Origin of the sequence: Microbispora sp. CA-135349 (assembly GCF_050947365.1) — a bacterium.
Classification (GTDB): Bacteria; Actinomycetota; Actinomycetes; order Streptosporangiales; family Streptosporangiaceae; genus Microbispora.
The window spans coordinates 7368504-7380736 of sequence record NZ_CP192001.1 but is presented as its reverse complement, the minus strand read 5'-3'; the positions used below and the strand labels follow the sequence as shown (position 1 = coordinate 7380736).

The 12233-nt window shown below is 70.5% G+C and carries 13 protein-coding genes; 4 read left to right on the top strand and 9 right to left on the bottom strand.

What is annotated here, in order from left to right:
• Positions 1 to 5 precede the first annotated feature (5 nt).
• Complete coding sequence (locus tag ACQPZZ_RS33995) at positions 6 to 1133, bottom strand: trypsin-like serine peptidase (protein ID WP_432925856.1); 1128 nt, start codon at positions 1131 to 1133, stop codon at positions 6 to 8.
• A gap of 211 nt (positions 1134 to 1344) precedes the next feature.
• Between ACQPZZ_RS33995 and ACQPZZ_RS33990 the strand changes: the two genes are divergently transcribed.
• Both ACQPZZ_RS33990 and ACQPZZ_RS33985 read left to right on the top strand, forming a co-directional pair.
• Positions 1345 to 1863 carry an SSI family serine proteinase inhibitor gene (locus ACQPZZ_RS33990; RefSeq protein ID WP_432925854.1) on the top strand — a complete coding sequence of 173 codons (519 nt, stop codon included), beginning with the start codon at positions 1345 to 1347 and terminating at the stop codon, positions 1861 to 1863.
• Between the two features lie 180 nt (positions 1864 to 2043).
• Entirely contained in the window at positions 2044 to 3006 is a 963-nt protein-coding gene (locus ACQPZZ_RS33985) for a zinc-binding dehydrogenase (protein ID WP_363647046.1), read from the top strand.
• A 5-nt stretch (positions 3007 to 3011) separates the two neighbouring features.
• On the opposite strand, the gene ACQPZZ_RS33980 is transcribed toward ACQPZZ_RS33985, so the two are convergent.
• The 6 genes from ACQPZZ_RS33980 to ACQPZZ_RS33955 all read right to left on the bottom strand — a co-directional run bounded on the left by ACQPZZ_RS33980 (position 3012) and on the right by ACQPZZ_RS33955 (position 10169).
• The gene (locus tag ACQPZZ_RS33980) at positions 3012 to 3752 is read right to left on the bottom strand and encodes a PadR family transcriptional regulator (RefSeq protein WP_432925852.1); all 741 of its coding nucleotides are present in this window, start codon (positions 3750 to 3752) and stop codon (positions 3012 to 3014) included.
• 85 nt (positions 3753 to 3837) lie between these two features.
• Positions 3838 to 4656, bottom strand: coding sequence for a DUF4097 family beta strand repeat-containing protein (locus ACQPZZ_RS33975; RefSeq protein WP_432925850.1), 819 nt, complete (start codon positions 4654 to 4656; stop codon positions 3838 to 3840).
• A 131-nt stretch (positions 4657 to 4787) separates the two neighbouring features.
• Positions 4788 to 4967, bottom strand: coding sequence for a DUF6104 family protein (locus ACQPZZ_RS33970; protein WP_432925848.1), 180 nt, complete (start codon positions 4965 to 4967; stop codon positions 4788 to 4790).
• A gap of 84 nt (positions 4968 to 5051) precedes the next feature.
• Positions 5052 to 8744, bottom strand: a complete 3693-nt coding sequence (locus tag ACQPZZ_RS33965; protein WP_432925846.1) for a multifunctional oxoglutarate decarboxylase/oxoglutarate dehydrogenase thiamine pyrophosphate-binding subunit/dihydrolipoyllysine-residue succinyltransferase subunit — start codon at positions 8742 to 8744, stop codon at positions 5052 to 5054.
• Between the two features lie 197 nt (positions 8745 to 8941).
• Positions 8942 to 9583 (bottom strand): B3/B4 domain-containing protein, encoded by a 642-nt coding sequence (locus ACQPZZ_RS33960; RefSeq protein WP_432925844.1) that lies wholly within the window; start codon positions 9581 to 9583, stop codon positions 8942 to 8944.
• A 10-nt stretch (positions 9584 to 9593) separates the two neighbouring features.
• Positions 9594 to 10169: a TetR/AcrR family transcriptional regulator gene (locus ACQPZZ_RS33955; protein ID WP_432925842.1), complete on the bottom strand. Its 576-nt coding sequence runs from the start codon at positions 10167 to 10169 to the stop codon at positions 9594 to 9596.
• A gap of 69 nt (positions 10170 to 10238) precedes the next feature.
• Between ACQPZZ_RS33955 and ACQPZZ_RS33950 the strand changes: the two genes are divergently transcribed.
• Positions 10239 to 10997 (top strand): SDR family NAD(P)-dependent oxidoreductase, encoded by a 759-nt coding sequence (locus ACQPZZ_RS33950; protein ID WP_432925840.1) that lies wholly within the window; start codon positions 10239 to 10241, stop codon positions 10995 to 10997.
• Between the two features lie 15 nt (positions 10998 to 11012).
• Here ACQPZZ_RS33950 and ACQPZZ_RS33945 read toward each other — a convergent pair whose 3' ends face one another.
• Positions 11013 to 11378, bottom strand: coding sequence for a YbaB/EbfC family nucleoid-associated protein (locus tag ACQPZZ_RS33945; RefSeq protein WP_432925838.1), 366 nt, complete (start codon positions 11376 to 11378; stop codon positions 11013 to 11015).
• 43 nt (positions 11379 to 11421) lie between these two features.
• A complete protein-coding gene (locus ACQPZZ_RS33940; RefSeq protein ID WP_432925836.1) occupies positions 11422 to 11811 on the bottom strand; it encodes a YbaB/EbfC family nucleoid-associated protein in 390 nt (129 codons plus the stop codon).
• Positions 11812 to 11893: 82 nt separating this feature from the next.
• Here ACQPZZ_RS33940 and ACQPZZ_RS33935 point away from each other — a divergent pair, with 82 nt between their 5' ends.
• Positions 11894 to 12220, top strand: a complete 327-nt coding sequence (locus ACQPZZ_RS33935) for a hypothetical protein (protein ID WP_432925834.1) — start codon at positions 11894 to 11896, stop codon at positions 12218 to 12220.
• The last annotated feature ends 13 nt before the right edge of the window (positions 12221 to 12233 follow it).

Here is a 12233-nt window from a genome sequence, read left to right as displayed (position 1 = left end):
AGAGGTCAGCCCGTGCCCTGCTTGCTCGCCTGCGCGTACACCCGCTGGGTCAACTGGTTGAAGTACGGCGTGGAGACGGCGTCGAGGCGTCCGCCGCCGCTGAGGTTCCAGGTCAGGCTGGTGATTCCGGTGATGTAGCCGGTCCGCGTGGCGGCGTTGTAGCCGGTCACCCATGGGCCGCCGCTCGCGCCGGCCGTGAACGGGCAACCCGGCAGCCGCACCCCGTGTTCGAGTTGCCATGTCGGCGCGCTGACGAACTTCTTCTCGGTGGTGCCGCTGCAGGACTTCACCGTCTGGCCGGTGTACGGGCGGCTGCCGTCGGGGTTCGCCCCCGCGGGGTAGCCGAAGACGTAGGTCGGTCGTCCGATCGGCTTGCCGGAGGCGAAACGGAAGGCGCCCACCTTGTCCTCCAGGCGGCCCACGTCGACCGACCGGTACTTGAGCCTGCCGTTCTCCACGTACGGCTGCCAGGAGAAGCCCCGATGCACTGTCACGAAGGCGTAGTCGCGGTCGAAGTCGCCCTGGCCGGCGAAGTCCTCGTGCATGTAGAGCGTGTGGCCGACGAAGATGCCGGAGGGGGCGACGCCGTCGTGGTAGCCGGGAATGAAGACCCAGTTGGCCACCGGCTTGTCCTGGGAGAGTGTGTACGCGCAGTGCCCGGCGGTGGCGACGAGGTTGCGGTGGGCCGAGTGCACCGCGGAGGCGGAGCACCAGTATTCCTTGTCGCCGATCTTGAAGAACACTTTGCCCACCATCGGCGGGGAGGCCTCGGGCGGGGGCGCCGCGGCCCGGGGCGCCCTCGCGCGCGGTGTCGTGTCTCCCGGGCCCATCTCCACCGCGGAGGTCGTGCTCCTGGTGGTGGGGGACGGCTTCGTGCTCGGCACGTAGCTGCTGGCCTGCTTGAGCCGCTCCGGGCTCCAGTACGCCGCCACCCGCTGCTCGTCCGCTTGGCTCGGGGCGAGGGGGAAGGCGCTGACCCCGCCCTTGCTGACGCCGGTCACGGCGGAGACCGTCGTCGTGGCGACGCGGGACGGGACGGTCGCGGGAACGGCCGGTCCTTGACTCCACAGAACGGCGACCGCACTCGCGGCGGCGACGACGCCACCCGCGGCGAGTGTGAGCTTCCTGGTCACCGTGGACCTCTCAGTGTGGAGATATGGATACTAAGGGGTGATTTTTCCAGATCCATACGGTTGTGGCACACCTTCTTGTCCAGCTCGTTATGAAGCGAGCGGAACCGATGTGGTCTGTGGTACATCACATTCCGGTGTGGTTCCGGAGTGGGCGCTTGCCCCGGAGGTCGCCCGTGAGAACGCTGGTCACCAGCGGAAACGGGGGGATCGCATGAAACCGCTGCTTGTTCTACTGACCGGTACGGCACTGGCCGCCGGCTTCTCCGCCCCGGCCCGGGCCCAGGCCGGCGCCTCCGGCGACGGCGGAACGGCTGCCCGAGCCGAGCTGCTCGCATCCGTGACGCCCACGGGGGCGGACACGCTGCCGGCGCCGCCGCCGCCCGAGATCGCCCTGCGTGACGTGCGGCCGCCGTCCTCCCGGGTGCGGGCGGTGATCCTGACCGTCGCGGACGGCGAGCAGGCGGAGCCGCCGACGCGGTCGGTCTTCCTGAACTGCGCCCCGGTGGGCGGCTCGCACCCCTCGCCGGAAAAGGCCTGCACGTGGCTGAACAGCACGAATCTCGACCCGGGCGCTCTTCGGGTGAACGCGGCCGAGCCCTGCACGATGATCTACGCACCTGTCACGGTCACCGCCAGCGGCATCTGGGACGGGAAGTACTTCCAGTTCCGGCGCACCTTCGGCAACGACTGTGAGAAGCGGTCGGCCGCCGGAGCACTGTTCGACTTCTGACCCGGATAGTCGACCGCACGCGGCGTACAGGGAACGTAAAGGGCAAATAGGGAGACCGCGGCGAGGGGCCCGGGGGCATGTCCGCCAGGTCCCGCCGGTCTCGTCGAGTGTCGGATGCACCGGCGGCGAGCCGTGCGCGGGCGTCCGGACACGGCGCGACTGCCGGAGTAATGTTCTGGCATGTTCGCCGTCACCGCCACACAGACCGATCCGGACGACCCGCTCAAGGGCCTGACGCTCGGGGAGCACCCCGAGCCCGCCGTACCGGAGGAATGGACGACCGTCACGGTCCGGGCCGCCGCGCTGAATCACCACGACCTGTGGACCCTCAAGGGGGTGGGGATCAGCCAGGACCGGCTGCCGATCGTGCTCGGCTGCGACGCGGCGGGGATCGACGAGGACGGCAACGAGGTCATCGTCCACTCGGTGATCGGCACACCGGTCGACGGGGACGAGACCCTCGACCCGGCGCGTTCGCTGCTGTCGGAGAAGCACGACGGGACGTTCGCGGAGAAGGTGGCGGTGCCCCGCCGCAATCTGGTGCCCAAGCCCGCGGCGATCTCCTTCGAGGAGGCGGCCTGCCTGCCCACGGCCTGGCTGACGGCCTACCGCATGCTTTTCGACAAGGCCGGACTGGAACCGGGCTCGACCATCCTCGTCCAGGGCGCCGGCGGCGGCGTGGCGACCGCGTTGATCGCGCTCGGCCGGGCCGGCGGCTTCCGTGTCTGGGCCACCAGCCGCTCGCAGGACAAGCGCGAACGGGCCCTCGCGCTCGGCGCCGACCGGGTGTTCGAGACGGGCGCGCGGCTGCCCGAGCGGGTGGACGCGGTGATGGAGACGGTCGGCGAGGCGACCTGGAAGCACTCGCTCAGCTCCCTGCGCCCGGGCGGCCGGATCGTCACCTGCGGCGCGACGAGTGGCATGGTCGCCGCGACGCAGCTCGCGCAGGTCTACTTCCTGCAAAAGTCGATCATCGGATCCACGATGGGGACGCGGGGACAGCTCGCGCGGCTCGCGGTGTTCCTGGAGCAGACGGGTGTCCGGCCGACGATCGACCGGGTGCTGCCGATGGCCGAGGCGGAGGAGGGATTCGCCGCCATGCACCGCGGCGAGATCTTCGGCAAGGTGGTCTTCACGCTCTGACGGGTTCAGGAGCCCAGGGCCCGGCGGATGCGCTCGGCGGCCTCGTCGAGGGCGGCACGGCACTCGGCCAGAGCACGCTTGTCACGCACGCCCGCGCCGGACGAGCGGTGAACGTCGGCGACGAAGTCGGCCAGCATCCGGCTGAGCGCGACGTCGTGGCCGCCCGGCCGCTCGCCGCCGAATCCCCAGGACTCCTCCCAGATCCGGCGCCACTCGTGCTGCCAGCGGTCGCTCTCCTCCTTCCACTGGCGCTTGTGGCGGCGCCATTCCTCCTTCTGCCTGCGCCACTCCTCCTTGGCGTGGTCGCGCTGCCGCCGCCACTCCTCCTTCTGCTCATGCCGCGGGTCTCGGTCGTCGTGACCGATGTCCCTGGCCATCTGGGTGAGCTCCTCGCGCAGGGAACGTACGGTCTGCCGCACGTCCTCCTTGACCTCCCGCGCGATGTCCTGGACCGAGGCGGTGATCTCCTGCTCCAGATCGGCCAGCTCGTCCATCCGGTCGTTCAGCTCCGCCCGGCCCTTGTCGGTGAGCGTGAAGACCTTCTTGCCGTCCACTACCTCGTGGGTGACCAGGCCCTCGTCCTCCAGCCGGGCCAGCCGGGGATAGATCGTGCCGGGGGAGGGGGAGTAGACGCCGAGGAAGCGGTCCTGCAGGAGCCGGATGACCTCGTAGCCGTGCCGCGGGCTCTCTTCCAGCAGCTTCAGCAGGTACAACCGCAACCGGCCGTGCCCGAACACCGGACTCATGCTCTCTCCTCGATCTCGGCTCGCGACATGCCGCACGCCGTGTTCCTGATGCGTTCGCCGTTCCTGATGCGTTCGCCACACGCGCTCATGGCTTCTCCGCTCGCCTGCCGGCGGGCTGCCCGCACAGCAGGGTGACGGCGCCGGACACCGTGGTCGCCGAGAGGGACGCCATGCCGCCGCCCAGACGGCCGCTGAGGGAGCGGGCCCCGGGCCCCGAGGTGGCGTACAACTCGGGGAAGGCCGACTCGATCCGGCCCGAGGCCGAGTGGGCGGACACGTCGGTGTTCACGTCGTGCGGGAGCCGTACGACGATGGCGCCCGACATGCCGTGCAGTGTGACGTGACCGGTGGGCTCCATTTCCAGGTCCGCGGTGACGCGTCCCGAGACAGTGTTCGCGCGCAGCCGCCGGGGCCGGCCGGCGGCCACGGTGAGGTCGCCGGAGACGCTGGAGAAGGACAGATCGCCGGCCAGTCCCCGGCTCTCCACCGAGCCCGAGACCGTCTCGGCCTGCACCTCGCCGCTGACACCGTCGAGGACGATGTCCCCCGACACGGCCTTCACGCCGGTGATCCCCTCCATGCCCGTCACGACGGCGGAGGCGGAGACGACACCGGCCTGGACGGGACAGGTCTTCGGCACAGTCAGCGTCAGCGTCGTCCTGCGCGGGCCCGGGCGTAACCATCCCAGGATCCCGTCCCACGTGAGGTCCTTGTACGCGACCGTCAGGCGGCCGTCGTCGTCGTGGGTCACCACCAGCGGCGAGCCCTCCACCTCCGTCACTTCGAGGGTCGGCGGGCCGTCACTGGCCAGCACGGCCAGCCGACCGGCCACGACGCGCACGTTGAGCGCGGTGACCTCTCCGAACGTGAGCCGTCCGGGAGAGTCGATCGTCCATTGGGGCATCGCTCAGGCCCTTCCACGCGAAGTCCTGCGTCCGCGCGGGTCGGCATCCGCGCGGACGAACCATCCACAAACAAGATATATCTCGTTTGTGCAAAGTCAAGATGTATCGCGTTTCCCGCCGCCCCCGGCCGTCAGTCGTCGTCGTCTTCGTCGAGGCGGGCGAGCCAGGTGGCCAGCCGCTCGACGGGGACCTCGAACTCGGGGTTGAGGTCCACGAACTCACGCAGCCGTTCGGCGAGCCAGCCCACGCTGACCTCCTCCTCGCCGCGCCGCTCGACGAGCTCCTCGATCCCCCTGTCGGTGAAGTACATACCTCGCTCCAGTGAAAAGGCCTGATCATGAGGGGAGGTCCCCCACGGGCGTGGGGGACCTCCTCAGCCGTACGGAGTCCTCGGTCAGCCGAAGATGTCGTTCAGGATGGCGTGCAGCTCCTCGTCGTGCTTCGCGTGCGAGCCGACGGCCGGCGAGGAGTTCGGCGTACGCGAGACCCGGCGGAAGGTGCGGCCCCCGAGCAGGTCGGGCTTCTCCACCATCTTCAGGCTGAGGTACGGCCACGGGCCCATGTTGACGGGCTCGTCCTGCGCCCAGATCAGCTCCGCGTCCGCGCCGTAGCGGGCCAGCTCGGCCTTGAGCGGGTTCTCCGGGAACGGGTAGATGCGCTCCAGGCGGACCAGCGCCACGTCCGTCCTGCCGTCCTTCTCGCGCCGCGCCAGCAGGTCGTAGTAGATCCTGCCGGAGCAGACCACGATCTTCCGGACCGCCGCCGGGTCCACCGTCGAGTCGCCGATGACCGGGCGGAAGGCGCCGGAGGTGAACTCCGACGTGGCCGAGGCCGCCGCCTTGAGCCGCAGCAACGACTTGGGCGTGAAGATGACGAGGGGCTTGCGCCGCTGCGACAGCACCTGCCAGCGCAGCAGGTGGAAGTAGTTCGCCGGGGTGCTCGGCTGCGCCACCGTCATGTTGTCCTGCGCGCACAGCTGCAGATAGCGCTCGATGCGGCCGGAGGAGTGGTCCGGCCCCTGGCCCTCGTAGCCGTGCGGCAGCAGCAGCACGACCGAGGAGCGCTGGCCCCACTTCTGCTCGCCGGACGAGATGAACTCGTCGATGATCGACTGGGCGCCGTTGGCGAAGTCGCCGAACTGCGCCTCCCAGGCGACCAGGGCGTCCGGGCGGACCACGCTGTAGCCGTACTCGAAGCCCATCGCGGCGAACTCGCTGAGCAGCGAGTCGTACACGTAGAACTTCGTCGTGTCGTGGTTGAACGTCTTGAGCGGGGTGTGCTCCTCGCCGGTGACCCGGTCGACCAGCACGGCGTGGCGCTGGCCGAAGGTGCCGCGGCGGGAGTCCTGGCCGACCAGACGGACCGGGTGGTCGTCGATGAGCAGCGAGCCGAACGCGAGCAGCTCACCGGTCGCCCAGTCGATCGCGTCCTCGGTGATCATCGCGCCGCGGCGCTGGATCACCGGGGCGAGACGCGGGTGGATGGTGAAGCCCTCGGGCAGGTTGAGCTGCGTGTCGATGACCCGCTTGACGACCTCCTCCGAGATCGCCGTCTTGGTGTCCTCGTGCGACCACGGAATCAGCTCGTCGGGCTCGGGAACCCGGACCGCGCCGGGTGCCGGCGGCTGCTTGGCGGCCTCGCGGGTCTCGGTGAAGGCCCGCTCCAGCTGCTCCTGGTAGTCGCGCAGGGCCTGCTCGGCCTCCTCGACCGTGATGTCGCCGCGGCCGATGAGGGCCTCGGTGTACAGCTTGCGGGTCGAGCGCTTGGCGTCGATCAGGTCGTACATCAGCGGCTGGGTGAAGGCCGGGTTGTCGCCCTCGTTGTGACCGCGCCGCCGGTAGCAGATCATGTCGATCACGACGTCCTTGCGGAACGTCTGGCGGTACTCGTAGGCGAGCCGCCCGACGCGTACGACCGCCTCGGGGTCGTCGCCGTTGACGTGGAAGATCGGCGCCTGGATCATCCGGGCGACGTCGGTGGCGTACACGCTCGACCGCGAGGAGGCGGGGGAGGTCGTGAAGCCCACCTGGTTGTTCACCACGATGTGCACGGTGCCGCCGGTGCGGTAGCCGCGCAGCTGGGACAGGTGCAGGGTCTCGGCGACCACGCCCTGGCCGGCGAACGCCGCGTCGCCGTGGACGAGCACGGGCAGGACGGTGAAGCCCTCCTCGCCGCGCTCCAGCAGGTCCTGCTTGGCCCGGACCACGCCCTCCAGGACGGGGTCGACGGCCTCCAGGTGCGACGGGTTCGCCACCACCGACGTGCTGATCTTGCTGCCGTCGGCGGCGACGAAGTCGCCGCTCGCGCCGAGGTGGTACTTCACGTCGCCCGAGCCGTGCGCGCTGCGCGGGTCGATGTTGCCCTCGAACTCGCCGAACACCTGGGCGTACGACTTGCCCACGATGTTGGCCAGCACGTTGAGGCGGCCGCGGTGGGCCATGCCGATGACGACCTCGTCGAGAGGCTCGGCCGCCGCGGAGCTGATGACCGAGTCGAGCAGCGGGATCAGCGACTCGCCGCCCTCGAGCGAGAACCGCTTCTGGCCGACGTACTTGGTCTGCAGGAAGGTCTCGAACGCCTCGGCGGTGTTGAGCCTGCGCAGGATGTTCAGCTGCTCTTCGCGGTCGGGCTTGGCGTGCGGCCGCTCCACCCGCGCCTGGATCCAGGCCCGCTCCTCGGGGTTCTGGATGTGCATGTACTCGATGCCGATCGTGCGGCAGTACGAGTCGCGCAGCACGCCGAGGATGTCGCGCAGCTTCATCAGCGGCTTGCCGCCGAAGCCGCCGGTCGGGAACTCGCGCTCCAGGTCCCACAGCGTCAGGCCGTGCGACTGGATGTCGAGGTCGGGGTGCTTGCGCTGGCGGTACTCCAGCGGGTCGGTGTCGGCCATGAGGTGGCCGCGCACCCGGTACGCGTGGATGAGCTCGAGCACGCGGGCGGACTTGGCCACGTCGTCGTCGTGGGTGGCCGAGATGTCCTGGATCCACCGGACCGGCTCGTACGGGATGCGCAGCGACTCGAAGATCTCGTCGTAGAAGCCGTCGGCGCCGAGCAGGAGCTGGTGGATGCGGCGCAGGAAGTCGCCGGACTGGGCGCCCTGGATGATCCGGTGGTCGTAGGTGGAGGTGAGCGTCATCACCTTGCTGATGGCCAGGCGGGACAGCGTCTCCGCCGAGGCGCCCTGGTATTCCGCCGGGTACTCCATCGCGCCGACGCCGATGATCGTGCCCTGGCCGGGCATGAGGCGCGGCACCGAGTGGACCGTGCCGATCGTGCCGGGGTTGGTCAGGGAGATCGTGGTGCCCTGGAAGTCCTCCACGCCCAGCTTGCCCGCGCGGGCCTTGCGCACGATCTCCTCGTACGCGGTCCAGAACTGGCGGAAGTCCATGGTCTCGGCCCGCTTGATCGACGGCACCAGCAGCTGGCGGCTGCCGTCGCTCTTCTGCACGTCGATCGCGAGGCCGAGCCCGACGTGCTCCGGCTTGACGAGGACGGGCTTGCCGTCCACCTCGGCGTACGAGTGGTTCATCTCAGGCATGGACTTGAGGGCCCGGACGATCGCGTAGCCGATGACGTGGGTGAAGGAGATCTTGCCGCCGCGGCCGCGGGACAGGTGGTTGTTGATGACGATGCGGTTGTCGATCAACAGCTTCGCCGGGACCGCGCGGACGCTGGTGGCCGTGGGGACGACCAGCGAGGCCTCCATGTTGGCGGCCGTGCGCGCGGCGGCGCCGCGCAGCTTCTCCTCGACCGCGCCGGCCGGGGCCGGCTGCTTGGCGGGCGCGGGGGCCTTGGCCTCGGGCTTGACCTGTGGCTTGGGCTTCGGTGGAGCCGTCTGCGGGGCCGGGCTCACCGGCGCCGGAGCCTCGGGCGCGGCCGTTGCGGCCGTCGCGGTCGCGCCGTTCGCGGCGCCTGCGGACTTGGACGGAGCGGTCTTGGCCGTCCCGTTGTAGTCAGAGAAGAAGTGCCACCAGGCCTGGTCAACAGACTCGGGATCTTCGAGATACTTCTGGTACAACTCGTCGACAAGCCACTCATTTTGTCCAAAGCTTGCCAGCGGGTTTGTCCGCGACGACTCAGACGACACGGCGGAAATCGCCCTCTTCCGCAGATCGGCGTTGATGTTTGGTGAACCTGTCCAAGGCTACTCGCCTCGCACACCCCGGTGTGCCCCGGCGGGTCACAGGCCCCGGCCCATCCTCCCAGGATCGATAAAACAGGTCACGCGCGGATAGCCCGTCTGGGTGGTGAGGTGGCCCTTACCCTCTGGTTAGATCGACTGGGTTAGCCGATAAGCCGCGACTCGATCCGGATATTGGGGCTTATATCGGACAGCATACCCGCAAGGTCGTCGCCCGCGGCACGCAGTGCGTCCGGGGAGAGCGGTTCGAGGCGCTCCAGCAGGAAGAGCGCGTCCACCGTGTCCTCGGTGATCCTCGTCCTGACGCACTGCCGCCAGTTCCATCGGCGGCAGGTGACGCCGGCGTCGTCGCGCCACACCACCTCGCCGATCTCCGGGTCGCCCAGGGCCTCCTCCGAGGGCTCGTCGCCCGCGGCCCGCACCAGCCGGCCGGCGCCCTGGTAACGGCGCAGGTCCTCGCCGCCGATGGGCAGGCCGTGCCGTACGGACACGGCGTTGTAGGCGTCCACGACCAGGTTGATCTCGGGGAGCGGCATCCGGCGGACCAGGGCGTCGACCGACGGCCGGGTGCGCTGGGGCTTGGCGCCGAAGGCGCGGTAGGCGGTCCGCCAGGCCTCGATCCTTTCGTCGTCCAGCGGCACGGCGTGAGCCGCCGCGTCGGCCAGCCAGGCCCGCGAACGGTCGTCGGACGGGCCGTTGCGCAGGCCGTACGCGCAGATCACCAGGACGGAGAAGTCCGGACGCAGCGCCGTGACGGCGTCGTCCACGTAGATGTCGTCGATCACGCCCCACAGACTACGGCCACGCCCGCACGGCGAGCGTCGCCACCGCCTCGAGGTCCTCGCGGCTCGCGCCGTCCCTGGCCTGGGTGGACATGCCCTGGATGGCGGCGGCGAAGAACGTCGCCAGCGCGGGGGCGTCGGTCTCCGGCGGGAGAAGGCCGGCCTCGGCGTCCCGTTCGATCCGGCGGCGGATCGCGGCCTTGCCCGCCTCGCGGTGCCCCCGCAGTTCCTCGATCACACCGGGGTCGCTCGTGTTCACCCCCGCCGAGATGATCATGCAGCCGGGTGGGTGCGCGGGGTCGGTGTAGACCTTCGCCGCCTCGCGGAGCAGGCGCTCGACGGCCGCCCGGGCGGTCGGCTCCCCGGCCAGGGCGCGGGAGGCGAACGCGCCGTGGGTCTCCTGGTAGCGGCGCACCGCCTCGCCGAACAGCCGGCGCTTGTCGCCGAAGGCGGCGTAGAGGCTGGGCGGGTTGACGCCCATGACCGACGTGAGGCCGGCGATCGAGGTCGCCTCGTAGCCGTGGCGCCAGAACTCCTCCAGCGCACGCTCCAGCGCGACGTCCCGATCGAACGCCCTGGCTCTTCCCATGCGCCGATTTTATAGCGATCGCTACATGTCGTGTTATTTTATAGCGACCACTACAGAAAAGGAGCGGGCATGGGCGCGTTGTGTGGCAAGACGGCGCTGGTCACGGGCGCGAGCAGGGGGATCGGGCGTGGGATCGCCGAACGGCTGGCGGCCGAAGGGGCGCTGGTGGCGGTCAACTACGCCAGGGACGAGACGGCGGCCAAGGACACGGTGGCGGCGATCGAGGCCCGGGGCGGCCGGGCCTTCGCGGTCCGGGCCGAGCTGGGCGCGCCCGGTGACGTGGACGACCTGTTCGCCGGGCTGGACCGGGAACTGGGGCCGCGGGCGCCGATCGACATCCTGGTCAACAACGCGGGGATCACCGTGCGGGGGACGATCGAGGAGGTCACGCCGGAGGAGTACGACAAGGCGTTCGCCGTGAACACTCGGGCCGCCTTCTTCGTGACACAGCGGGTGCTGCCGCGCATCCCCGACGGCGGGCGCATCGTGACCGTCACCTCGGGAGTGACCCGGATCGCGTTTCCCGAGGCGGTCGCCTACGCGATGACGAAGGGCGCGCTGGAGACCTTCACACTGGCGCTGGCCAAGCACCTCGGACCACGGGGGATCACGGTCAACAACGTGGCGCCGGGGATCGTCGACACCGACACGAACGCGGGCTGGCTGCGCGGCGACGAGGCGGCCTGGGCGGCGTCGGCCGGCCGTGCCGCGCTGGGCCGGGTGGGCACACCGGGGGATGTGGCCGGGGTGGTCGCGTTCCTCGCCTCCGGCGACGCCGGCTGGGTCACCGGCACCACCGTCGACGCCACCGGAGGCAGCGACCTGTGACCGGCCCGGGGGCCGTCAGTCCCAGGGGGCGTCGAGCAGCCGCTCGAACTGGGCGGCGGCCTCGTCGGGGTCGAACCCGGGAAGACCGTCGCGGATCAACTCACGCGTCCGGCGTACGGCGTCGAGCCGCGCCCGTGAGACGGCGGCGCGGACCTCCTCCGCCAGCGTCCGGCTGTCCAGGCGCATCGCGCGCGGCCCGAACGCCACGTTCAGCACCAGACCGTCCGCCGACACGGTGACCGTCACCTGGCCGGAGGCGGCCTCACCCGTGCCGGTGATCTCGTCGAGCCCGGCCCGGGCCCGCTCCATCCAGGCGTCGATGCGCTCCGCCTGCTCCTCGGCCCTGGCCAGGTCCTCCTCGCGGATGTCGGCCGGGTTCATGCGCGAGCCGTACAAGGCGCCTCCAGTCGGGATCGCGAAAGGTTCACAGCAGGTCGCGGGCGATCCGCTCCACGCGGTCGCGGACGAACCGCTCGTCCAGCGGCGCGGGGACCTGCGCGGTCTCGGCGAGGGCGGCGTCCATGATCGCCCGGGTCCCGGCCTCCGCGTCCTGCTGGGCCGCGCGCAGCACGGCGGTCACCTGCCGGCCGAGGGCCTCGCGGTCGAGCCGCATCACGCGCGGGTCGAGGTGCAACTCCACGATCTCGCCCCGCCCGTCGGCCACCGCCCTGACCGTCCGGCCGGGGTTTTCGGCCCGTCCCGTCACGTCGTGGACCAGGGCCCGCGCGTCCCGGAGCCGCCGCATCATCGCCCGGCCCTCCAGCAGGACGCGCTCCAGCATCTCGGCGTCGCCGTCGGGGGAGGGGGTCGTCATGGAAAAGGAGGTTATCGGAAGGTAGATCAGTGTTTACTGTGATCCGTCCGGAACGGGGAACAGAGGAGTTGAGGTCTGCGGCATGGAGTCGGGGCTGGAAATCATCCATGACCGGATGAGGCAGGACGCCTCCCGTATGCACGTCCACGGCGAGGACTACGCCGCGGCCCTGCACCGGCTCAGGGAACGAGGTCTCGGCGGCGCCGCGTGGCGCGACGACGGCCTGCTCGGCATGCTCGTCGGCCCGTACGCCCAGTGCACGCTCCTGGGGGTGGAGGCGCTGACCGGCCTGTCCGCGGTGATGGGGGACACCGGCGACGGGCTGGGCAGGGTGAGCGGCCGCGTCGGCGAGGCCGAGGGCGCGAGCCTGTCGCGGTCGCGCGACCTCTACGGCGAGCAGTGGGCGTGACGGGGGCCCGACG